Here is a 25,445-nt window from a genome sequence, read left to right on the forward strand (position 1 = left end):
CATTCATTATATCTTCCGAATAACGCTCCGGTTATAACGGAACGAGTATAGGTTAACAGATTGTTTTACAGATACCTGCGCACCGGTTGCGCCAGAACGGGCCGGAACAACAGGTCGTCAGCGCCGGCAAATCTACCGCATTATACCATGCGGTTGTATACCTCGTCTGTTTTTTGGGCAATATTTTTCCAGTCATAAGCGGCCATATTATACACAGCCGGTTTGCCGATGTTGCCATTTCCGGCGAATTGTACCAGTTTTTCCGCCAATGCCCGGGCGTTGCCCACCGGAAAATAGTGATCCGAATCGAGGTTTACCTGTGTATTGGCCGGGATATCCGAAGCAATGATCGGGAGCTGATAAGCCATCGCCTCCAGTAAGGCAATGGGCAGGCCTTCATAAAAAGAGGGCAATATAAAAAGCGCGCAGTTGGAAAATAACTGCGCCAACGCTGCACCTTTAATAAATCCCGGCAGCAGCACACCCGCAGATGCGGCCTGCTTTTTTAATGCGTCTGAATAAGCAGATGGATGATCCGCATCGCCGGCGATAACCAGCCGGAACCGATCCGAAAGTCCTGATTCCATAAAGGCAGTGATCAGGTAATCAAATCCTTTTTCGGGAACAAAACGGCCTAATGTAAAGACGTACTGGTATTGCTGAAGTCCGTACCGTTCCAGTATTTCCTGCCTAAAAACGGGCCGGCCTTTAATAGACACCCCATTCGGAATCAATACGGCATCTTTACGGTCATATTTTTTTGCGATGCTTTTACGGATCTCCTCTGATATTACCACCACTTCATTGGAGTATTTTACCCCTGCCTGTTCACCGGCCTTCAAAAACAGCTTCGCCATTCTCCCCCATTTCTTCCGCTCATAATCGGGCCCGTGATGCGTCATCACCACTTTAAGACCCAATAAACGGGCAAGCGGTGTAACGAGGTTGGGCCCAACAGCATGCACATGAACAAGATCGGGCCGTTTAACCGCCGCATACAATACCGCCAGGGCTGAATGTACGATGGCCTCAAACGCCTTACTTTTGGGTGCATAAATATTCTTTAGCCGCACGCCTCTGAAATGATTGCCGGCTTTATCCCCAACATAACAGGAACGCCCGATCACGGTTATCTCATGCTTAAAATCATTCGCCAGAACCGGGTACAATTCTTCACAATGCGTTTCCACACCGCCCGGTATATTGGGAATGCCCCGGGTACCCAATACAATAATTTTCATGACCTGCCTCCTTCTATCAGTACCTTGTAATTTTTTTCGAACTGTGCCGTTGAATACTGCTCAAGCAGCCGTTGTTTTCCCTTTCGTCCCATTTCAAGTCGTAGTTTTTGATTTAACAGCAATCGATCCAGGCAGGCAACCATTGCATCCACATCTTTTACAGGCACTAAGAAACCATTCGAACCATCCTGTACCAACTGGTCATTATCCCCCACATGAGTGGCTACCACCGGAAGGTCTGCATTTAACGCTTCCATGATCGCGTTGCTGGTTCCTTCAAATACAGAAGTTGAGAAATAAATATCTGCCTGGTCCAATAACGCTGTAATGTTACCCGGGTTAATAAATACTTCTACCATATGCTGCAGCTTCAATTCGTTTATGCGGTTCCGGATGGTTGTTTCCAACACACCATGACCAATGATCTGGTATTTTACACCAGGGTGCATCCGGCTTAGTTTAAGGATTACATCCAACGCCGTATGATAATCCTTTTCTGCTACAAAGCGCCCCACTGTTATAATGCGAAGCGGTGCCTGAAGCCCGTCCTTTTCCCGGTATGAACGGATGGAATCAAAGCAATTGGGGATTACCACCATTTTATCCGCGGCAAATCCCCGGGACAGAAAATATTGCCGGCCCGAGTAGCAGTTCAAAACAGCCTTGGTTGCCCAGTTATTGCAAAGCCACCGGTCTATAAACGCCTTCGCAGGCGGAAGATAGGTGCTTCGTATACCAGTATATACATTGCCCACTCCAGCCAGCCTGGCAGCCATAACGGCAAGAAAGTTTGCACCTGTTAAATAGCTAAATATCACCGCTGTTTCCTGCTGCCGGAGATACTGACAAAATTGTTTAAACCGCGATGCAAGATTGCCTTTAAAAGCTTTTACCGCAATGGACGGGGTTTCCTGCAACAGCCGCAAATATTTGGGCTCCTGAAATGCTGCATTCAGGATCACATAATGTACCTTATAATTACCGGCAAGCGCCTTTGCCAGTAAAACAGATTGCTTTTCGGCCCCGCCGCTGGTAAGGTTCTTCACCAAAACGACAATTACCTTTTTATTCATATTAAACTATACTCTTGCATCATAAACGGGATCCCATACCTTATTCAGCTTTTTGCAATCTGTTGAACACCTCCCGGTATGCTTTCGCACATTTTTCCATTGAAAAATTCTTCTCATAAAAGTCGATCATCGCCTTTTTTTCTATGCACTGCCGCTTCTGAACAAATCTTCTTAATACATCAGTGTATGCTTCTATTGAAAAGCCGGTTGCTAAAAACCCATTCTTGCTATCTTCGATGAGGTCCACAGCTCCACTTACCGGCGTACTCACCGGTATACAGCCGCAGGCAAATGCTTCCAGTAATGTAATGGGCATCCCTTCATAAAGCGAAGACAGACAAAATGCATCGCAGCATAAAAAATAGTCGCCCACATTTTTCTTTGGTCCTACGAAATGCACATTATCTCCCGCCATCTTTCTCAATTCATCGCCCAATGGCGTATTGAAATAATTGCCTCCAGCGATCACCAGTTGTAGCCGCAGCCCTTCCTCCACCAGCTGATTCACTGATCGAATCAGTAGCTGCAGATTTTTCGGTGCTGCGCATCGCGCCACGGATAACAGAACAATGTCCTTCTGCGTGTGTCTGATGTTGTTTATAAAGGCGGCCACCTCGTCATATTCAGCACTTTTCCCCGGTACCGACCTGCCGTTGTAAATCAGCATATCATTATTTAGTTGCAGGAACCGGCGCAAAGCGCTCCTGTTCGACTCTGATATCGAAACAAGGGTCAACCGTTCTCGCCGGGCTAAATAACGGGCAATGGGTTTTCTATACCCGAAAAGGTATGCCTCGGGTTTGCTATGTAGCGTGTATATATAATGACATTTCCTATAAAAGAAAAGGGCCCATAACAGATAGTGAATCTGGCAATGAATGTGAACCATATCCGGCCGGATCTCCCGGATCTTTTCATATACCCGCACCAGGTACCTTAACTTCGGACCATCCCCAAAACCCATCGGGATGAAATGGATCCGTTCAGACAATTCTTCAACCAGAAAATTTTCGTTCAGTTCCTCCCTGTTTTTTAACACCATCACAAAAACTTCTGTATCGCGCTCCAGTGCCAGCCGGTTACTCAGGTCAACCAGCAAACGTTCGGCGCCGCCCAGGTTCAATGAGTGAATGATTTCCAATATTCGCATTCGGTAATTCCTTGTTTAGTTGTTTAAAAACTTTGCTTTCAGCCAGATCATTTTCATGGAAAGAAAAAGGAACCGGTCTGTCAATACCCGTGATCCGGACCGCTCTATAAAACGCATGCCCCCGGCAACGAATCCGGGCAATCCCATATCCCCCGCGGCCTGTTTTCCGGCCTTCTTAAATGCCGTGATATATTGATCCCGGGTCTTAACGGAATATTTTTTTACAAGATAAAGAGCGGTCAGCAGGTTAAACCCGATCACATTCCGGTTGTACTTTTCCAAACCCTCAACATCAAAGCCGCGTTGCGCCAACTTCAATTCACATGCGCAAAGCACTGTATAAAGCGCCACCAGGTCGCCGGGACCGGTTCTGTATTTATCGATCCTGTAGCCGGGCTTTATATAAACATATCCCAGGTCTTTCCTAATAAAAACGGATGTTGCAGCACTCAGGAACTCCAGAACGAAACAGGTATCTTCCCCCACTCTCAGAGAAACATTAAACTTTATTCCGGCGGATGCGACCACCGATCGTTTAAACAGCTTTCCCCATACGGTTCGAACAAGATGATGATTGATGACAGTCTGTTGTGCGTTATCCCCATCAGCACCCGGCACATGCTCAACGGATACCGCACCATTGGGTGCAAGGATTTTTACACCGCAAACAGAAAAATCCTCACCCCGGGGCGGCAGCAGCAAGTCCAAATACGTGTCCTCAACATAGTCATCTGCATCCACAAAAGCAATATAATTTCCCCGGGCCTTTTCCATGCCGGTATTCCGCGCAGCACTAACGCCCCCGTTCTTCAAATGATATACATTGAATTGCTGATGCGCTTCCGCATATGCATCACATATAAGCCCGGAACCGTCGGTACTGCCATCGTTGATAAGCAGCACTTCATAACCCGTGTACGTTTGCCGCAACAAGCTATCCAGACAGCGCCGGAGATCGTTCGCCGCATTATATACCGGAACGATTACCGAGATCAGGTTATGATCGGATTTTATGCTTTCGCCATACATCATAATAAAAAAACAGCTTATACAAAACCACCAACGTAAGAAAAACAATATACAGACTAATCGATACCGCTCCATTCATGGTAACCAGGAGCAGGTAATAAACGGGGATCGACATCACGATCAGCCGCTTCCCCCTGAATTTATCTACAGCTATCAACCCCGTGAAAAACAACAGGTAGAGTATAACACCCACAATCCCCTGCTCCACCAGGATCGGGATCCAAACGCTTTCTGCCCCATAGAGATCATAATTACTCGTTCTCAAAATGCTTGTATAGCCCAACCCATGCCCGATCAGCGGTGCTTCATAAAAACTATTCAACGCGATGGCGTACTGGGCGCCCCGCATGGATAAAGAACTTCCCGCCACCGATTTCGATTGCTCATCAAAAACGGAAGTAATGATCGTAAGCTTATCCATTACCAGGGGAACGATCAGTACCACCAATACACAACCAACCGTTATGATTGTACGATAGCGTTCCGGCATCCGTAGCAACAGCAAGGGTGTTACAATTACAAACGGCAGAATGGTGGATCTTGAATTTGATAAAAAAACAGAAAGTGCAATGATCAATATCAGATATACGATATACCGGCTGTATTTTTTAAAAAAGGATTTAAAATAAAAATGAATGATCAGGATCATATACAGATAGGAAACAATCGTTAATGAAAACACGAAGGGGCTCATGAACAACGACTGCAGACGGATGCCCCGTTCGGTGTTCATATAAGACAACATTTTCATCTCCTCGGTTTGGGATCCGGCCAGCGCTATTTCAAAATCAACAACCGGATTGGATGCCGTAACATAAGAGAAAACACCATACCCCAACGACACCAGCATGGCTACGGACAGGTAGCCGATCAATACTTTCAAATCCCGCGGATTCCTGATAGTGGCAAATACAACATGAACGATCACCAGGTCATTCACCGCAAACTGAACAATCTTCAGGAAGGAGTCATTAAAATTATTCACCGGGAAAAAAGCAGCAAACAAGTAGGAGCACAATAAGATCAGGCAGGGATTTGTAAAAGGATTTACCAGTCTTTTAACCGGGAACCTGATACAATACAAAAACGTAAAAAAAGTGTTTAAGGCAAACGTAACGGTGAGGGATGGTGCAGAAAATTTTAAACAGGTAGCCAGGTTAAAGAATATGGAACATGCTGCCCAAAGAAATAATGCGTTCCTGAAATTCAAGAATGCATACGCAACAAAAAAAAGCGTTATAATAATATATACCAGCATCATTTTATGCGGGGTAATCTACCTGCTGTAACCCCATTTTTCTTAATCTTCCTGAATTGTATCAAGCGGCGCTTCTTCCCGTTCACTCCAGGGTCTTCCGCCTGTGCCGCTTTCCATGACTCCCATCAAATCTCAAATTTTACAAACGCATTCTTATTGAGCCGCCAACCGCCGGCCTTGCCCGGAAAAACGTTGCTTCCATTTCAACAGGCCAAAACTGATGCGCAAAAACGAATGACTCACCGTTGTCGCTTTACTATATTTAAACAGCCAGGCGATCAGCACCATCACGAGTCCCTTTCTTTTGATCGGCGTTATATCAATTTTCTGCGACGCCAGGGAAAGCAGTGAATACGCCTGCGCTAACTGCTGCAGCTGTACTCCTCCCCGGCTATACAACATAAAAACCGCCGAGCAACAATCTGCCACCAGGCTATTCTTAACCGGAACAGATCGTTTACTCTCCGCAAACTGTACCGTCAGCGAGGAGTAGTATAATTGAATGTATTGATACCATCCTTCCACATTTGGCTTTTTCGATAACGAAGCCGATCCCTCAACACTGCGCCAGTTATAACCGGTGCTGTTAACAACCACAACCGGCCCCTTCATGGCATTGATATAATTAAATTTAAACAGGGTATCTTCCCCTATCGCCATTGTTTCATCAAACCGAAGCTCGTTTTGCCTGATCACAGCGCATGCATAAAGCCCGCCCCAAACCGTACGAACCAGGCTGGCAGCAATAAAATCATCGTAAAAACAGGCCACTTCCTGTTTGTAATACATCCGATCGCCGCCCGGCGCGCAGGTCATTGCACCCCGCCGCGATTGTATTTTATATCCTCCCATGATCAGGTCCGCGCCTTCGTATGTTTGAGCCATTAACCCGGATAAATAGTCCCTGTCGATCCAGTCGTCACTATCGATAAATGTAACCCAGGTTCCCCGTGCGTGCTGCAGCCCCCTGTTCCGGGAAGTACTCACGCCTCCGTTTTCTTTATGGATCACATGAATGCGGTGATCTTCCCTTGCGTATGCGTCACATAGCGCGCCGCTGCCATCCGGAGAGCCATCATCAATCAGCAATAATTCAAAATCAGTAAATGATTGCATGCGGATGCTTTCAATACACTGCGGCAGGTATTGCTCTACCCTGTAAACAGGAACGATGATGCTGATTGCCGGCTCATTCATTTTAAAGCCTGGTTTAAAAACGCCCGGGATATCCTTCTTTTCTCTTCCAAAACAGCATCAACGGCCTTCCAGTTGATCTCCTGTTCAATATTTCCCGATTGCACCTCCGTTGAGGAGAAGACCAGCCGGTCCTTCAGATCAAACATTGACAATAGCGACTCGAAGCGTGCGGCACCTCTGTGCCGGTTGCCATATACCAAAAACGGCTTTTTGAAGAGTATTGCAAAAACACAGGCATGAAACGAATCGGTGATGATAAAATCGGCTTCATAAAACCCCTTTATCCAGTTTTCGGTTGGCGGGGCAATGCGCTCATCCAATGTAGCTTTTACATCCTCGGTTTTGGCATTCACCCTAAAAACCGGACGGTTCAATACCTGCGCAACCTGATCGATGATGGCCGTTTTGTCCGCCGTTTCGTCTAAAATATATACCAGCACGCCCTCCTTTTTCGTTGTATGCTCCAGAGGCCTGATCAGCTCAAGATACCTGGAGGCATCCAAAAGCATGGTAGGATCCAGCACATGCTGTGCCGCTACATCAAAATATTTTTTACAAAGCGCTACGCCTGTATTTTCCCGCACAGAAACCGCATCAAACGACTTTAAATGCCTGGCACAATTTTGCTCCTGTTCCGTGGAATATTCCCAGCTTTCTGTTCCAAAAGAAGCCGCATAAGCAATACGCTTTGTTTGATTCCCTTTTAAAAAGCTCAAAAAATAATCTTCTATATTGGATGTATATGCGGTTCTCCAAACCTGGTCGCTTCCCACAATAACGGCATCGAACCGCTGCCGGGCTGCTAAGCCGGCTAACCGCTTTGAGGTATATACAACTTTTGTTTGCGGCTGGATGTGTTTATTGATGAAGGGCTGGGTATACTGACTGATGACGGCATATTCCCGTTGCAGTTTCGCCTCAACAAAAATCTCCGTGCCTTTTTTACCAAGGCCATACTTCATCAGGGAACGCTTTACGATCGCAAGGGGCAATTTCCAACGAGGGATGCGGGTGCTTCGCCGGTTGATCAGGCAGGCATCATGTCCCATTTCTTTTAAAATGCTCATCAAAGCGTACGCTTGCAGATTTCCTCCATAATTGGTATGTAACGGGAGGGTTAATATTCCTATTTTCATAATCCGTTTTATTGGAGATAAACCGCCGGCTTCCTTGGCCGGCTTTAACTCCTGGTTATTTCTTCAGCATTTTTTTCATGATACCAAAGGTCTTTTCACCTACGATCTTCTTTGCAAATTGTTTAGCCTTATCCAGCCGCTCGCCCTCGTCAATTTCCACGATCAGTTCCAGTGCCTTACTCTCTTCCTCGCTGTCTGTAAATACCTCAAACACCATTGGGGTCTCCAGCATCTGCGGATCAACGAACTGAGGATAGGCTAACATAAACTCGTCTTTGGTAGCTGCACTCAGGTAGGTATATCCCAGGTTGGTTACAAAGCTCTTAACCAGGTCCTTCGATTTGTTTCCAAAATGGCCGGCCGCTGCGATGTATTCATCCGCCGACGCTCCAAACTGCGCGGCATAATGGTTAAAATGGCGAAACTCGGTGCCCTTGCCGTTATTGATCAGCAGTATCCGTACATTCTTACCCACATGCCGGTTTCCCAATACGTTGATGTCATAAAAAAACGCCAGGTCCCCGATCACACAGAAATACAATTTAGCGGGGTTGTACAGGGAGGCACCTATAACAGAAGACAAACCTCCATCGATACCAAAGCCTCCGACATTGGATGCAGACGATACCGATTGAGGGAGCTCGAAATAATTCCAGGAACGGAGTGAATTTAAAATACCAAAATGAATAACAGAATTACCCGGGATTTTATCCGCCATCACCGAGGCCACCCAAATATTGGAAAAAGGTAGCTCCGGGATCCTTTCATATATTTCCCTGTAGCGCTCCTGGCAGAAGTGCAAATACACATCATCCGTTCGTTTAGACCGGGTGTATTTCTCAAAGAATGCCGTTTCAGACATTTCAAACACATGCGTTAACGTACCAAATGTATCGCGCAGCTCACCATCACGGCTCACCCGCCAAACCTCGGTGCCCCGGATCGATAAACTGGCATAGTCGCCGGAGATCTCTCCGATATGGATCAGCACATCGGGTTTGGAAGCTTTTGCAATATTGTAAGAGCTCTGGCCCGCAGCCAGTGCATATTGCACCCGGTACCTTCCCCTGTATGCGCTGGTATGATCGCAAAAGACCACGGCATTATTCGTGGAGCAGAAAGCATCCAATGCATTTGTTGCCTCCTCCGACCAGGTGGCATGAGCTCCCACAAAAACACCAACGCGTTTGCCGGGATCCAGTACCGGGAATGTGCTATCGATCAGCACCCGGTCTATTTTCCTGTAATCCGGAAGCGTTGTCGTGGTATACTCACGCGTATAGGTTGTAGGAAGATTTAAATGCGCCGGTCCTCCGCCATTTCGCTTCAATTCCAGGATCGCCCTATTTACTTTGATTTCACAATCCCAGCGATCCGTGTCATCCTTCACCACGGGAAGCGAGAGACTCAATTTTGCCACATCATTCGGCACAACCGTCCGGTCTATTACCTGGGCAATATGGTGCCCGATCTTTGAATAGTGCTGCGCACCTGTTACCGCTAAGATGGGAAGCTTTCTATAATAGGCTTCCGTAAGCCCCGGCATATAATTCCTTGAAGCGGTAGCTCCCGTACAGGTGATCACCACCGGCTCCCCGGATTCTGCCGCCAAGCCGCAGGCCAAATATGCGGCCGACCGTTCATCTACCGAAGAGTAAATTTCAAAACTCCCGTCATACTTCAGGCTGGTTACAAAACCCGAGTTTGTAGTTCCCGGAGAGGCGATAACGCGGCGTATGCCGTGCTGTTTTAACAATGAAACCAGGATCTGTACATGTTTCTCGTCTGAATAACGCTTTTCCATATTTGGTTTAACTAAACATTTTTAATATATCTGTACAAGAGGTAGCGAAATTTATTTTTAACACCGCTGATCTCGCTGAGCGATGCCCCCTCTTTCGTTAACCGGTCTTTCTGCGCCTCCTTTCTCCAATCGATGGTAAGAAAAGATGGCGCGTTTAAAAAAATATCCATACAGGCCGATAATCCGGATTGCATTTCCCGAAAATCGTCAACAGCAATCAATGCATTGATCCGCTGGTTATCAAACCTGCGATCATAAAGCCGGTCATAGAGGATCTGATAGCGCCCTCTTTTTATTTCCAGAAACACTGCTGTATCAACCAGTTTAATCCGGGGTACCAGGTTAAGTTTCTGTCTCAGTAAGGATAAATAGATCTTCAATACCTGCTCCCATTTGGCCGGGGCATTACCCGTGATATGAAAGGTATTTCCAAAACTTGCGCTGTTGCCGATCACCTTAGCCATTCCCCTGGCCACATCAAACCCATAGGTCAATGTGGTAAACCGCTGCATCATCTCCTCAGAAAAGACGATTGTCCTGCCCTTCATTGCGCGGTACAGCCATTCTTCCTTCTCCAGCACTCCCAGCTGAAACCGGTTTTCGCTATAGGTTATATACGGGCGGATAATGGTCCAGTTGCGTTGCTCTGCGTTATACAAGAGGTCTTCCTGTCTTGCCTTTGCAAGCGCATATTCATCTGACGCCAGATACGCATCATCCGTTGAAACATCCAATAGTCTCGGGCTGCTCTCTTTTATAATGGAATGCTGATCTGCATATACTCTTGCGGAACTCAAAAAAATATACTGAGCAGTATGCTTTAAAAACAGTGCATACCGCTCCTCGAACTCCGCGGTCGTATACACCATGAAGTCCACGATAACATCCCATCGTTCTTCCTGCAATATTTTTCGTACAAACAACAGGTCCTTACCGTCTCCCTGTATATAATGCACCTTTTCCTGCTGCTTTTGCCGTCGGCGGGAAGTAACAAAAAGCTGGTGTTCTGCTTTCAACAGCTCAACCAGATGTATCCCCATCGCTCCCGTGCCTCCCAGTATAAGAATTTTCATGCCCTGTACTTTGGTAGTTTAGAAACAATAAAGGTTTTGAATTGCAGCCGCTCTTCCTTGTTCCATCCAACGATCCACATAAAAAGGAACGCGCATCCCACGCATACCATTCCCGAAAGAAAAGCGCCGGGGATCCCCGCCGGGACAAGCCCGGAAATACCATAACTCAGACTGGCCGAAAGCAGCACCACAAAAAGTATCGGTAACAATACCTGTTTAACAAATGCGCCGAAATTGAGGCCGGTAAGTGTTTGAACCAGGTATAGCCGCACCAGGAACATGAGCACATTCACCAGCGCGGCAACAAGGTAGATGCTATACGCCGGATATCCCCAATGCAAGGCCAGCCAGTCCAGGAAGAAGATAAGGAATTGTATAAGGCCCAATACAAGCTCGTATGTTTTCATTTTCCCCGGGGCCCGTGCAGCCGTTGCTATGGGAAGGGAAACAGACATGATCAGTACTTCTATCAGGCCCAGCCGTGTAAAGAGCACCGCCTCCGGCGGCGGATTTTTCAGCCACAGGTTCAGCAGCACATCCATTTCCATAAACATGGGCAGTGCAAAAATCCAGAAAAGCAGAAATGTAATTTTTGACCCCTTAAACACAAACCGGTACATCTCGTTTTTATCACCTCTGGAATAACTTTTTATGATGGGGGGATACAAACTGGTATTAAAACTGTTTGAAAACACACTTACCTGGTTGCAGATATTGAGTGCAATGGACCGTGCCGCAACGGTAACCGGGTTAAACATCTGGTTGAGCAGGATGGTAACCGCCTCCTGCCGGGCAACGGTAGATACCTGGCCAAAAACCGTCCACCCGGTAAAACCAAGAATATTGCTCAAGAGCGCCCGGTTATAATAAATTCCGCGGATCCTGCACGCTGCGTAGGACCTGAAGCAATGGATAAAATAGATCATCCCTACAACAAGCACCGACAGCAACGTAAGACAGCCATACACTTTCAATTTATCGTACGGTACTGCAAGCAATACATACACGATCCCCAGTTTTAAAAACACTTCAAATATAGATACATAGGCATAAACCCGCATGTCTTCATGCGCGATAATAATGGCGTTGAGCGGTGCCGATAAAATGGTAATTACAAATGCAAAACAGGAAGCATGAAATACCCACAGGGCAGCATCAAACCGTTCAGGGGGCACGTTTAACTTGTGATATACAAACCACAGGCCAACACTTTCCAGCAGTACCAGTGCCAGGAGGGCAATGCCTCCATAGATGAGTATATTGATGGAAAAGATCTTTTGCAGTTCCTCCGTTCCATTCTCTTTTCCCAAAGAGAATGAAAAAAAACGTTGTGTTGCAGAGGCCATACTTCCGCTCAGGAAAGAAAAAAAAGAAACGATACCACCTACCACATTAAAAATACCGTAATCCTCTACGCCGAGCGTATTCAATACCACCCGCACCGTATAAAGCCCTATCAATAAAACAAGTACCTGCCTTATATAGAGCATTAAGGTATTGTTTGCTATTCTTTTTCCCTGTGACATTTTTGATGATCGCTCGTAAATGATTTTGTCTGTGGTTTGCTCGCGGCAACCATGATCTTTTCCCTCGTAACTCGTCGCTTGTATCGGGCGGCAGGAGGTCAGGCCTTTTTCCGGATCTGCCACCACTTTTTTTTGCCGGGCTGTTGGCCGTAATATCCGTAGCCATATCCATAGCCGTACCCATAACCATATTTACCATAGTACCCGCCTTTGGCCCGAACATCATTCACGATCAGTTGTATTGGCTTTATTTTTTCCTGTGTTACCAGGTCATCCGGCAGATGTAGTTGTTCTTTATACGTATACCCTTGGCGCACCAGATACAGGCAGAGGTCGCTATAACGCGATAATAGCTGAGCATCCGTTACCATGCCCACCGGTGGCGTGTCCATCAGTACATAATCATACTGTTTTTTTACCTGCTCAAACAATTGTGCTGCGCGCTTATTAACCAGCAGTTCTGCCGGGTTCGGAGGCAACACGCCTGCCTGCACCAGGAATACATTTTCATGGATGCCGGAAGGACGGATGATGTCCTCAATGCTTAGCTCCGGCCGCACGATATAATGCGAAAACCCCAGTTCGCGCGGTAACCCCAGCTTGGCCGTAATGCTGGGTTTCCGGAGATCCAGCTCCATCAGCAAAACTTTCTTATCCAGCAGCGCCAGGCTCATGGCCAGGTTCAGGGCTATGAAGGATTTACCTTCATTAGACATAGAGGAAGTAAACAGGATCGTATTGCCCCCATTAAGCGAAAACTCCAGGTTGGTACGTACAGCGCGAAACTGCTCTGCTATAGCCGACCGGGCTCCGGGAGTAACAACCACCGGGTGCTCATTTTCCGAGTGGGCCACTACACCCAGCACGGGCAGAGCAGTTGCCGCCTGTACATCCTCAACCCCACGTACTCTTACATTTAACAGGTCCCGGAAGTATCCTGTAACAAGTGGCAATGCCAGTCCCAGCAGCAGGCCCAATGCGTACACCATTTTCTTTTTAGGCGCAAATGGCAATTCCTCTGCCTTAGGAACATCAATCACTTTTGAATTGGCCACATTCGCTGTACGGCCGATAGCCGTTTCCTCCCATTTTTCCTGTAGGAACACATATTGCGCCTGCTTGATCTGCTGCAGCCGTGCCAGGTCGATATAGCCGCGTTCAATTAACGGCACCTCGTTGAGCTGGCCATTGAACCGGCTGGCCAGCTGCTGCTGACTCCGGCGTGTTTGCTCCAGTTGATTGCGGGTATTGGCCAGGTTACTGATCATGTCCTGCCGTAACCCGGCAATTTGCCCATCCACATTTTTTACCAGCGGATTATTTTCTGTGTTCGACAGCAGCATCCGTTCCCGCTGCAGGATAAGATCATTATACCGGCCCGTAAGGCCACTAAACGTTGCATCCTGCGGCAGCAAGGCAGACGGTACCACACGCGGGCGGTTCCTGTCTTTTAAATAATCCGAAACAATATCCAGCGAAGCCAGCTGACCATCGGCCTCGGCCAGTCCCCTGGTAAAATCGGCAGCACCTTCTAATAAGATCCGGCTTTGCTGGGAGATATCGGCCAACCGCGTTTCCTTTTTATACCCGGATATCCGGTCCTCTACCTCCGCCAGTTCCTCGGTAACTTTTTCAAGCCGGGCATTGATAAACGCCAGTGTGGAATCGGCGATCTCATTCTTATCCGTAAGATTGCGCTCTACATATTTATCAATAAGCGTACGCAAAAATTGTTCTCCTGTTTTGGGAAGGGTATGCTGCAGCGTAAGGTCAATCGTTGAAACCTGTTTATTTGTTACTTCGGCCGTCAGCGCTCCTCTAAGCCCTTCCACTACTTTACGTACCGGAAGGATCGAAAAGCCATACCGTTCAGCCGGGTACCGTTTCCCCAGCCCCCTGCTTACCTTTACGGTTCCGGTTCCCGGCAGAAAAAAGGGCTTGTCCAACGCCACACGAAGTGTGGTATCGGGGTTCTGAAGCTGCACAAACCCTCTTTCAGCATCCATAATATCAAAGAAATTTGCCTTCTGAATGGAATCCGGCGCTGTTTCTACGGCAACCTGATACGGTATCTGCATTACCGGCACGCTGTGCACGGTACCTGGCTTAAAATATGAAACGTATGCTTTTTCCGCCAGTACCATTTCATGCATCAGATCGGCGGTTTTCAGTACTTCGACTTCATTATCCACGGAGCTCTTTGCTCCCATAATACCCGACAACTCGCTCAGGGCTGCATTCTGCAACAAGCTGCCCCCTTTTTTATCATCAGACACCAGGAGCTTGGCATGGATCTTATATTGGGGCAATGTATAGCGCAGATATATAAAAGCACCGGAAAAGCCCATTATTCCGCATAATAAAAACCAGTACCAGTTGGCCCGTACCCGGTGAATAAAACGCAACAACGCTTTATTATCACTTTTGTGCCCGCCGGACTCAAATTCGTCTTCCCAGTTGATATCTTTTTGCATAAATCTATGATCGTTCTGATATAAATTTAACTGCTGCTGCCAGCCGTTATTGTTAACAGGTAAACCTACCGGATCCGGGTTAATGCTACGATCAGTACGGATATTATTGAACCGACAATAGCTATGGTTTGTGTACGTGCCGCATTGTTTGCCGCCGCCTTTGCCTTTCCGGGCTCTACATATACCACATCATTTTGCTGAAGATATAAATAGGGCGATGTTAACGCCTGCCCGTTGTTCAAATCAAACCGGATCGATTTCTGCTTCCCGTCTGCATCACGCAGCAACAGTACATTCCTCCGGTTACCGTAAATGGTAAGATCTCCCGCCAGACCTAACGCATCCAGCAATGTGGCTTTCTCCCCGTTTACAAAATAGGTTCCGGGGCGCCCTACTTCCCCCAGCACAGTTACTTTGAAATTCATGAGCCGTACATTCACCACAGGATTCTTGTAATAGGTAATCGCCCTGGCTTGTATCTGCGTCTTTATTTGTTCTGTGGTAGATCCGCTTACCTGCAGCGTACCCAGCAGCGGCAGCTCTATGGTGCCGGCTGCACTTACCAGGAACCCATTGCCTGCTTGTGACACCACACCTCCCGGTCCGCTCTGCGGTCTTGTGACTGCTTCTGTTAATACCGCCGTGCTGTTATCCAATGTAGTAATGGTAATTCCGAGCAGATCGTCCGGTTTAATTTTAAGCGCCTGATAGCTTACTGTAGGGATCACCCGTCCCTGGGAATATACCGAACTATCTGCCGGAATGTTTCTGAAGTAGGGCACTTTTTGATACGTTTTACAAGCTGTTAGTGCCAGCATGAACGCACCAAGCAGTATTGCAGTTGTGCTTCTGATTTTATACATAAATACAGTCAATATTTACCATCGCGCATTCGGCCGCTAAAGCCCGTGGAACCGGGACTCAAGGACGCTGCCGGCAGCCACCAACCGGTAGGCCGTAGCATCAGCTAGTCTTTAGCAGCTGCAGCGCAGCAGCTGTTTTTTTAAAAAAAATAACACATGCTAAAATCAATAACAAAGCAGTGTTTGGAGGGCATTAGTTCTTTTGATGCGCCAAAAGTAATAACTTCAAACAACACTACCAACATTCTTTACGCGCTTAAACAAATTAGGGAGATGAAGCCTTTAAGCAATCATCTCCCGGTAGTGTTTATTTTATCCCTCGTCTTCTTTTCCTTCGCCGGATACTCATAACCCGGCCTCTTTACATTTTTCTTTCAGCAGCTCCAGATTGGTAGCTCCCGCTTTTGTACCCAGTATCTCCCCACCAGCGGCATTATCGCCTACCGTAGCGGTATTATCTACTTTTACGGCAACGTCATTTACATCTTTTACCGTAGCTCCCCATACCGCCCTGAAATCATATTTCTTCCCGGGGTCCAGTAAGGTTGTGGAAATATATCCGTTTGTTACAATGCCCAGTAATTTATACCCAGCCTGTCCATGGATCTTATAATACAGGTAAAACGTAGGTAATACATTTACCCGCTGTGCCTGATTGGGGCAACGTACGTATAACTGCATGGTTGTTTTAGGATTTCCGGCAACCGGTGACGCGGCTAAATTGATGGTTTGCAGATTGCCGTTGCAGGGATTGGAGATCTTTGTTTCCGAAAGCCCGTTTCCATCTGCATCAAAGGCTTTTATGATAATGGCAGCCTGGGGCAGATTGTCGAAGCTCAGCTCCGATCCATCGGTTGCAGTTATGCTTTTTTGCACCAGCAATTTATCGGCATCATCTCCCGTGCTTGAAAATACTTTTACCGTTACAGGATGGGTTACTCCATTTTTTAACCAATCTGCCGTTAATTTTATTTTCAGGGCATTGTCGCATGACTCAACAAAATTACCGGCCAGGAACCAGGTAGCATGTGTACTGGAAAAGTTTACGCTTAACTTACCACCTACCGACTGCACGGTAGCTTCCTGCTCATGTTTCCATATCGGATTATTGCTGGAGAAACTAAATACACTCAATTTGTCTCCTGCTTTTACCTTCTGCCCTGTTTCAGGATTTACAAAATCCGGATCGAGACTAATGCCCAGGTCAACCGGCTTGGAAAAATTTGTGATGGCCGTACCGTTCAGCGAAAAGCTTACCTCAGACATACCGCCCGGCAGCAACGTACCGGCACTGGTGCCACTGGCTGTTTGGATAACCGGCTGCGTTAACCCTGTTCCTCCGGGAAATACTTCTGCAAGGCTCTCCGAACCGGTTTTGGGAACAACCATACTCACTTTCAGATCTGTTCCTGAAATCACATTATTATTTGCATCCCGGAACTGCGTTCCCGCCGAAATGGTGATGGTGGCAGACTCCGAAGATCCGGAGGGCGGCGGAATATTTACGGTAACATCTGCCGAAGGAGTTCCGTTAGCGCCCAGCGCCACTGATGTATTTTTTACGGCCATATCAGAAGAAGCGGCAGCCGTGTTCAGCAACACCACCTTCCGCATAGTTATCTTTTCACTGCCGGTTATTTTTACCGGTATCTGCACACCCAAATGGTTGGCCGCCGCAATCGCTACGTTGATATTCAACGGCGCCTGTTCAGTAACCACTACATTGGGATCCACGGCTAAAAACAAAAAGCCACCGGTAACTTTAAATAGTTTCTTACCCTCTGCATTATAAATTTTATCTGCATCCGGCCCTGTAATGGAAACCGTTGCATTTTCCATTGAAGTACCGGCACTGCTGCCCACTTCCAGGTTTACCACATTTTTAAACACGTTACTGCTAACCGAGATCTCGAGGTCTTTAAAGGGATTTGTACAGGCAACAATCATCCCCACTACAGCCAGGAACATCAGTGCGATAAACGAAATACGATTCTTTGTCATTATCTGTATTTTTAATATGCTTTAGAATTTGTATGCCACACCTACCTGCAATACCGGTAGCCACCGGTAATTGTCCAGGTTTTTTTGAACGGCAGCTTCCTGGGAGGTATTTTCAGATAAAAGGTTATCTGCTGTAATATGTACCTCAGGCTTTGAAAGATAGTAGGTTCCCAGATCTGCATTGAAGACAACATTTCCGCCCAGGCTCAGCCCGCGCAGGGCCAGTCCTGCATAAGGTGCCACCTTCTTCCATTGTACCGCAGCATTTACTTTTCCCAGGTCTTCCTTTTTAATAATGATGTCGCCATATTGATAATCATTTTTGGGCGTTGCGGTAGCATTTGCTTCCTGCTTATAAAAAACGGCAACCCCGCCATTGATATACAATTTATGCAGGAAACGACCGGCATTTTCACCGGCAAAAGGCTTCCAGCCGATTAATGCCTGTACATTACCAAGCTGCTCCTTCATTTTTATATCATATGCATTCTTTCCCAGCGTTCGCGTAGCCGTATATCCATAAGGCGCATAACTGGTAGCCAACCCGGCCAGCCAGCGGTGATGGAGCTGATAGCCCACATGAACACCAAACCCCTGTGTTCCTACATGAATACCTGTTGAAAACCGCTGTTCCTTGGCAGACGCAGCATCATTTCCATTTTGTGCAGATATCATTGCCGCACTCAGCATTGAAAAAGATAAAAGTAACAGTTGCTTCATTTGTTGTTTGCTTTTAAAGAATGTGATATGAGATGTTCTCAATAAATATTAATAGGCATTTTTTTCGCCCCTTACCATATTCCATACCGTTAGAAATATAATCTTAAGATCCAACAGGAAATTCCAGTTCTCCACGTAGGTAATATCGTGTTCCACGCGTTTTTCCAGTTGCCACAATTCATTCGTTTCTCCCCTGAAGCCACTTACCTGGGCCAGGCCGGTAATGCCCGGCTTTATGTAGTGGCGAACCATAAAGGTGCTGATCACTTCTGTAAATTTTTTAGTATGGGAAAGCATATGTGGCCGGGGCCCTACAATCGACATATCGCCTTTTAACACATTTATAAACTGGGGCAATTCATCCAGACTGGTTTTTCGCAAAAACGCACCCACCCTTGTAATACGGGCGTCGCCCTTTGTTGCCTGCTGGCTGTCGGCAGCCGCATTTACCCGCATGGTCCGGAACTTAAAGCATTTAAATACAGACCCACCCCTGCCAGAACGGTCCTGTATAAAAAATACCGGCCCCCGCGATTCCAGCTTGATCAGCAATGCCACAATCGGGATCAGCCAGGATAAAACAAATATGCAAACCAACAGCGAAAAAGCGAAATCAAAAACGTCTTTCACCAGCGAACTCCCTTCTTTTTCCAGGGGCTCATTGCGCACGCTCAATACCGGGAAGCTGCCCATATTCCGCATGACCACCGTTTTTCCCACACTCAGGAATTCGGGCAAAAAGCGGGTGCGGATCAGGAAGTTCTCCGCCCGTTCACAGAACCGTTTTACCTCATCCACGCTTAGTGCAGACAAGCTGATCACCGCCTCTGACTGTGCATGCATATCGCCTGCCGCATCCAGCTGGCGATAGTCGCCCAAATAGGTAAGCGGCAATGATTTCAACTCATGTGTATGATAGTACCCTACGCAATGATAGCCCATATAGCGGTGATCATTCATCTGGCGCATTACTTCCTGCAGCGAATCAGAGCCACCAATAAAAACCACGTGCTGCACGATCCCGCCCTTTTCCCGGCAATACTTACGTACTGCGAAAAAAACCATCCGGCTCATCAGGATGTAGCTGATAAAAAACAAGAGGTAATTTGCTATAAAGACCAACAGTTCCCGCGGAAGTAATACATTATACAGCGTACATAAATAAACACAGCAGGAACAAACCGAATAATATACAAACACCTTCAGTGTTTCTGAAAATACGGCTGTGGACTCTTTGAAGAAAAGGTTGCTATAACAGTTAAAATAGTCCGTAATGCCACACCAGGTAATACCCTGAAGCAATAATGTAGACAGTATCACCTGGAACCCTATACTTATGGACATCATTTTTACCAAAAGGTAAATGCCCAACACGGTCACATCCAGTACAATCATGAACTTCGTGACCCGCTTCACAAATGGTAAATCTAAACGTATCATTTTATCAGGATTACTTAAGCAGTTATCGAACCAATGAATATTACCTATGCATACTCCCTTAACCATACAGCGCCATGCGGCAGCCGGTTATCTCACCGGATAAAACATGCGCCTTCACACGGTGAACACAACAGGGATCAATGATATACCTCGGCATATCCATACATACCTGATGCGCCACACCAACAGGGCATACTGCCACCGGGGGCTATTTCCAACACCATAAAATCCTGGATGTACATCTGCACCGGTTTTGAGGGCTATTCAAAATACAAAGCGCAAGTCACCAGAGCTTGTTAAATACACTTAAATGCATGGACCACTTTGTCCACCTGGTAATGTCAATATCTCTTTCTTATTTTTAAAACCATCCGGATCGTTGTTTGTAGCAGAGAGGGCTTATTTCCAGCTACACAGCAGTATTCTTTTAATATGTATCCGAATGCGCTGCAAATATAAACCGTGTATCCATACCAAAAAATGGTAAAAGAGTAGTATTCGTGAGCGGGACTTTTAAAACAGGACGAAACAACATTGTATACGGGTTCAAGTATTGTGAATGGATGCAGTCATGCTGTCTTTTACTTTCCGGATCGCTTCCGCCCTTGAGTTCACCTGCAATTTTTCATATATATTCCGGATATGTGTGCGTACGGTTTCCACGCTGATAAAAAAGTGCGCGGCTATTTCTTTATACCGGTACCCTTTTGATAGCTGCAGCAATATTTCATTCTCCCGCTGAGATAGTTTTTCCGACTTCAAACCCGGTGCGGGTGCAACAAAGAGCCGGTTGATTACCTTCCGGGTAACCATGCTGCTCATAGGAAATCCGCCTTTATATACATCCTTTATTCCTTCTATAATGGCCGTATTGCCAGCATTTCTGAGCAGATAGCCGGAAGCTCCTGCATGCAATGCTTCAAAAATAGTACCGTCATCGTCCTTGCTTGTAAGCGCCAGACAGGCCATCGCCGGGCAGCGTTCCTTTAGCCGGCCAACAACCTCTATACCCGAAATACCGGGCAGGTGAATATCAAAAAGCAATACATCCACCGGCTGCTTTTCAATACCGGAAAGTGCCGATTCCCCGTCCTTAAATATACGCACCACCTCTACCTCCGTCTGCTTGTTTAAAAAAGCTACAAGCGTAGTTCCCAACAGCTCCTCATCTGATAAAACGGCTACTTTTATTTTATGCATATTAAACGATATTGTACAGAGGCAGTATTCTTATTTATCATGCCTGTTCTAACATTAATGGGTAAACAAAAGCGTGCGATCGATACCGCCACAATCTCTCATACTATGTATCAGATATACAACCAACATTGCCCCTGCTATCCGGCATGCCGCCAGCACCAGGCCAAGTACGTATTGCGTATGATTGTGGCTACCTGCAGTTGTTTTATCTGTTCAAACGTATCTCTTCCCGCCAAAGGATCTTCGTGCTACCGCTTAACGGTTTCACCGGAAAAAAGGAATCGCTCTTAAATACCGATCCTTTGCAGCAAGTGGTCATATCCATGTGCATATTTTGGTTGCATTTTGTTTAATCTGTCATCATTGATTATACACCACTTAAAAGCAATTTTTATACGTTCCCCGCATTTAGTTTCTCAACACATAAAGCAGTCAGAGCGATAATAAGGATCGCTGCGATCAGGGCCGCATACAAGCGCCTCTGTCATTACAGTATACAATCTAAAACAACCCGCCCTGTATTCCACGCAGATCAACCATAGCGAAAACTATGGATTAAAAATGAACCTACGCATCCGGCATCCTGTTCCAAATACGTTGTCACTTTTATGCATTCTTCTATGGGTTCAGCTACGCAGTATTGAGGGCTATAGTCATTTTATTAAAAGCCAGAAATAATGACCGGTATATTCCAATCGCATTATTCATGGCTTTTGACTAATGGCAAATTTAGGTCAATATTTCCAAAAACAGAGGTAGTAAAAAAGTAGTACCTACTACTAAATTACTATTTCACAAGACTTTTATATTCAAAGCCACGTCGATATTCGTTTTCAGCCCGGTCTAAATAAATTCTTTATTGGCGTAATTGGCGGTATAAAACAGATGTCGTCCGGGTTCGGCAGCGTTGTTCCTCGCCGATATGCAGCAAAAACTAACAACCAATAGCGTACACAAAAACGGCCAAACCCATCCACCTATTGCAACGACTGATGATGACCGGCGTACGAAGCGCCACCGATATTATTACCGTTTTTTCAAACAGGTATCAGTAAGGCCATCGTTCCACTAAAAGTGTTTTTCTGAGCACCCCCTTTTCATAAAACTGCCTGAAAATAAAAGCTATTTTCCTATATGCTTTCACCTCCCTTCCCCCCTGAATGGCCGGCCTCCAATAAGAGCAGGATTGTATGGTCAACCGTACAGCCTCTGCTTTGGCCGAAACTGTTTTGTAGGTTAATAGTGTAATTCCGGATATGCGGCCTTCCTGGGTCACAACAAACCTCAGCAGTACCGTATCTGTAAAGGAATTGCTGTTAACACCCGGTATATTGAAATCCGGAAATATCAGGTGCCGGTTAAAAAAAGCCACCATTGCACTATCCCCCTTTATAAAGCGGGGCAGCATTTCAGCCTTGGTAAAGATTTCCGGTACCGGGATACCGGGTTTATTAACCGGATCCGCTTCTTTGGTAGCATCTATAATCGATGCGTTTTCGGGATAACAGGGGCGCTGTTCATCTTCATTAAAATGCACAAGATCCTGCATAATATATGTTTGACGCCCCACCTTTTTCCTAAAACGTTTATAGTCTTCCAGGGATATTCCTGTTCCTGATATATTTAAATAGCGCAGTGAGGGCAACGGAGTCCATGTACCAGGAGCGTTTCGTATAGGATTCCGCGAAAGATCCAGACGCTTCAACGCCGGCAGTTCCAGCAGGCCGGTGATCGTATCAATGCGGTTATTTGCCAGATCAAGCGATTCCAATGTTTTTATCCTGCATATAAATGCCGGTATCGCCACAAGCTGGTTGCCGCTTAAATCAAGCTTCTTCAGGTTTGGCAGCGCTGTTATCCATTCGGGTATCATTTGTATCTGCGACTGTACCAGCTGCAACTCCTCCAGCTGCCTGCAGTTTTTTAATGCTTCAGGAAAGGCGCGCAATTGACTATTCACAAGCACGAACCGCTTTAGCGAAGCCGGGAGGGTAAAACCGGTGTTTGCAATGGGATTAAACGACACATCCAGCAATTTGAGGGCGTGCAGCCGGTGTAACCCTGCAGGCAGCTGTGAAAGGCGATTGCCTGATAGCACCAACGTATCGAGCTGTTCGAGCATGACGATTCCATTTGGGACGGCCGTTAGCTGGTTGGCCGGCACCGATAATCTGGTTAACTTTTTCAGAGACGCGATGCCCTCCGGCAAACGGGTAAGCCGGTTGCTTCCCAGATCCAGTTTTTTAAGATGCGGCAAGGTCACCAGGCTTTCAGGCAAATGATCTAACCGGTTTTCATCCAGGCTCAGATGTTCCAGCATCGTACAATTAGCTATTTCATCGGGTATGTTTTCAATCCCGTTCCGGCCCAGGTAAAGCCCCTTTAACTTTTTCAGTTCCCCGATCCAGGCAGGAACGGCTCTGATCCGGTTGCTCGGCATACTTAAAATTTCAAGATCTTCAAAGTGCCGGATTCCTTCGGGAATCGCATCAAAATCTCCCCATAAAGCCAACCTGCGAATCTTTTTTAATTTGAATATTTCTTCCGGCAAATACGACAGATCCCCGCTGAGAAACAGAAATGTCAGATTGGGCATATCGCCGATCCATTTCAGTTTTTCGGGGATAATGCTCCTGTGGGAAAGCTCGAGGTTGTAAACCGCATCCCGGTTCCGGTATGCCGAATCCAGGTTTCGATACACCGGTTTGTCTTTTACATATCCCCAGGCCTGGGCATTTGCTTCTGTGGCGAGGAAGCCCGTCAATAATATATAGCAGCATACTTTAAACATCTTGTTTCTATTTGAATGGGCAGTGCACACCTGCTATCACAGGACGCCGATTGATGCAATTTCCACAAAACAGAAATCATCCCAGGAGCAGCGTTTTATATCACAGACCGATATCCGGCAGCCAATGCGCACCAAAAATATCAGGTGAACCCCTATATTTGAAAAAAAATAGTATGCAACCCTACTGTGTCCGGGTTCTTGTAACCTTTATGATGATTTACACCTTCGGTTTGGCGGCTGCCCAGCAAAAACCGGCGCCATCCAACCCCTACCAGCAAACAGACCAGGTAATGGCGGCGATGCCAGCTGCTTCCGGAAATTCGGTACCGGATATTGCGGCCTATATCAGCGGCCATTTTAGCAAGGAGCCCGAACAGGTACGTGCCGCCTTTTTCTGGGTAACTCAAAATATCGGGTATGACGTAGCCAATATGTTTGCAATTAATTTTTACGAAAACAAGGATGACAAATTAAAACGGGTGTTGGCCAGCCGCAACGGCATTTGCGAGCATTTTGCGCTGCTCTTTACCGCTATCTGTAAACAATTAAATATAGCGGCCTATACTATTGAAGGATATACCAAACAAAACGGCTTTACCGATTATATTCCACATGCCTGGTGCGCCGCAAAGGTAGACGGCTCCTGGTATTTGTTTGATCCTACCTGGGGTTCGGGTTATCTTTCCAATAAGCAGTTTGTAAAAAAAAGAAACAACGACTATTACCAGGTAAAACCCGAGAAGCTGATCCGGTCACATATGCCCTTTGATTATCTATGGCAATTCCTGAACTACCCGGTAACAACTGCCCAGTTTTATGAAAACAAAACATCCGAAAACCAGCAGTCCTCTTATTTCAGTTATCAGGATTCGATCCGGGCATACGATCAGGCCGGTCTGCAACAGCAATTGCAGGGTGCTATTTACCGCATCGAAAAAAACGGTGTGCGCAACGCCATGATCTTTGACCGCCTGCATCATTTAAAAATGCAGCTTGAAAATCTCCGGATAAAGGAACAGAACGAAAAGCAGCAAGCCGCCGTGGATGACATCAACCGCATCACCGATGATTATAACGACGCCATCATCCTGATCAACGAATATATCGACTACCGCAATCATCAGTTCACTCCGTCAAAACCGGATGCCGCCGTTAAGGAAATGTTTGATACAGCAGCCGGGGCTTTTACCGGCATCACCGAGCGGTTATCAAAAGTGGATGATACGTTTTCAAATGTGGCTTCGGCAAAAGCCTCTTTGCAAAAATCCATCCGCTCAATTCAACCCCAGCTAAAGGAGCAAAAAGACTGGCTGGATGAGTATCTTTCTAAATCCAAAGCCAAACGCAAAGCGATGTTTTACGAGCGAAAGCTTAGCTGGTTTGGAATTCCGCTCAATTAAACGTTTCCCCCAACCGTCCTCGCCGGGCATCTCCATACACAGAAGGTTTCAAATAAAGCTGCGCGCTTT

At 46.5% G+C, this 25,445-nt stretch carries 18 protein-coding genes; 1 reads left to right on the forward strand and 17 read right to left on the reverse strand.

The features are described 5' to 3' along the window. Positions 1-140 precede the first annotated feature (140 nt). From LQ567_RS21840 to LQ567_RS21920, 17 genes are all read right to left on the reverse strand, one after another. Complete coding sequence (locus LQ567_RS21840; protein ID WP_231007930.1) at positions 141-1,241, reverse strand: glycosyltransferase family 4 protein; 1,101 nt, start codon at positions 1,239-1,241, stop codon at positions 141-143. Next, entirely contained in the window at positions 1,238-2,314 is a 1,077-nt protein-coding gene (locus LQ567_RS21845) for a glycosyltransferase family 4 protein (protein ID WP_231007932.1), read from the reverse strand. Before LQ567_RS21845 ends, LQ567_RS21840 begins: the two co-directional genes overlap by 4 nt. A 40-nt stretch (positions 2,315-2,354) precedes the next feature. Then, complete coding sequence (locus tag LQ567_RS21850; protein ID WP_231007934.1) at positions 2,355-3,464, reverse strand: glycosyltransferase; 1,110 nt, start codon at positions 3,462-3,464, stop codon at positions 2,355-2,357. A gap of 15 nt (positions 3,465-3,479) precedes the next feature. Next, positions 3,480-4,496, reverse strand: a complete 1,017-nt coding sequence (locus LQ567_RS21855; protein WP_231007936.1) for a glycosyltransferase — start codon at positions 4,494-4,496, stop codon at positions 3,480-3,482. After that, entirely contained in the window at positions 4,462-5,577 is a 1,116-nt protein-coding gene (locus LQ567_RS21860) for an O-antigen ligase family protein (protein ID WP_231007937.1), read from the reverse strand. The genes LQ567_RS21855 and LQ567_RS21860 overlap by 35 nt, the downstream gene beginning before the upstream one ends. Positions 5,578-5,904: 327 nt before the next feature. Continuing rightward, positions 5,905-6,948 carry a glycosyltransferase family 2 protein gene (locus LQ567_RS21865; protein ID WP_231007939.1) on the reverse strand — a complete coding sequence of 348 codons (1,044 nt, stop codon included), beginning with the start codon at positions 6,946-6,948 and terminating at the stop codon, positions 5,905-5,907. Further along, the gene (locus LQ567_RS21870; RefSeq protein WP_231007940.1) at positions 6,945-8,084 is read right to left on the reverse strand and encodes a polysaccharide pyruvyl transferase family protein; all 1,140 of its coding nucleotides are present in this window, start codon (positions 8,082-8,084) and stop codon (positions 6,945-6,947) included. Before LQ567_RS21870 ends, LQ567_RS21865 begins: the two co-directional genes overlap by 4 nt. A gap of 55 nt (positions 8,085-8,139) precedes the next feature. After that, complete coding sequence (locus tag LQ567_RS21875; protein ID WP_231007941.1) at positions 8,140-9,888, reverse strand: thiamine pyrophosphate-binding protein; 1,749 nt, start codon at positions 9,886-9,888, stop codon at positions 8,140-8,142. 11 nt (positions 9,889-9,899) lie between these two features. Then, positions 9,900-10,961 (reverse strand): NAD-dependent epimerase/dehydratase family protein, encoded by a 1,062-nt coding sequence (locus tag LQ567_RS21880; protein WP_231007942.1) that lies wholly within the window; start codon positions 10,959-10,961, stop codon positions 9,900-9,902. Continuing rightward, complete coding sequence (locus LQ567_RS21885; RefSeq protein ID WP_231007943.1) at positions 10,958-12,451, reverse strand: MATE family efflux transporter; 1,494 nt, start codon at positions 12,449-12,451, stop codon at positions 10,958-10,960. Before LQ567_RS21885 ends, LQ567_RS21880 begins: the two co-directional genes overlap by 4 nt. A gap of 134 nt (positions 12,452-12,585) precedes the next feature. Beyond that, on the reverse strand, positions 12,586-14,961 hold the full coding sequence (locus LQ567_RS21890; RefSeq protein WP_231007944.1) for a GumC family protein: 2,376 nt from the start codon (positions 14,959-14,961) through the stop codon (positions 12,586-12,588). Between the two features lie 65 nt (positions 14,962-15,026). Beyond that, entirely contained in the window at positions 15,027-15,824 is a 798-nt protein-coding gene (locus tag LQ567_RS21895; protein ID WP_231007945.1) for a polysaccharide biosynthesis/export family protein, read from the reverse strand. A gap of 345 nt (positions 15,825-16,169) precedes the next feature. Beyond that, positions 16,170-17,825, reverse strand: a complete 1,656-nt coding sequence (locus LQ567_RS21900) for a hypothetical protein (RefSeq protein WP_231007946.1) — start codon at positions 17,823-17,825, stop codon at positions 16,170-16,172. Positions 17,826-17,846: 21 nt separating this feature from the next. Continuing rightward, complete coding sequence (locus LQ567_RS21905) at positions 17,847-18,545, reverse strand: hypothetical protein (protein WP_231007947.1); 699 nt, start codon at positions 18,543-18,545, stop codon at positions 17,847-17,849. A gap of 48 nt (positions 18,546-18,593) precedes the next feature. Further along, positions 18,594-19,985 (reverse strand): exopolysaccharide biosynthesis polyprenyl glycosylphosphotransferase, encoded by a 1,392-nt coding sequence (locus LQ567_RS21910; protein ID WP_231007948.1) that lies wholly within the window; start codon positions 19,983-19,985, stop codon positions 18,594-18,596. Positions 19,986-20,531: 546 nt separating this feature from the next. Continuing rightward, a complete protein-coding gene (locus LQ567_RS21915) occupies positions 20,532-21,185 on the reverse strand; it encodes a response regulator transcription factor (protein ID WP_231007950.1) in 654 nt (217 codons plus the stop codon). A gap of 1,048 nt (positions 21,186-22,233) precedes the next feature. After that, positions 22,234-23,976 (reverse strand): leucine-rich repeat domain-containing protein, encoded by a 1,743-nt coding sequence (locus LQ567_RS21920; RefSeq protein ID WP_231007951.1) that lies wholly within the window; start codon positions 23,974-23,976, stop codon positions 22,234-22,236. A gap of 173 nt (positions 23,977-24,149) precedes the next feature. On the opposite strand from LQ567_RS21920, the gene LQ567_RS21925 reads away from it, so the two are divergent. Continuing rightward, positions 24,150-25,376 (forward strand): transglutaminase domain-containing protein, encoded by a 1,227-nt coding sequence (locus LQ567_RS21925; RefSeq protein WP_231007953.1) that lies wholly within the window; start codon positions 24,150-24,152, stop codon positions 25,374-25,376. Positions 25,377-25,445 lie beyond the last annotated feature (69 nt).

The organism is Niabella pedocola, from assembly GCF_021044425.1.
GTDB lineage: Bacteria > Bacteroidota > Bacteroidia > Chitinophagales > Chitinophagaceae > Niabella > Niabella pedocola.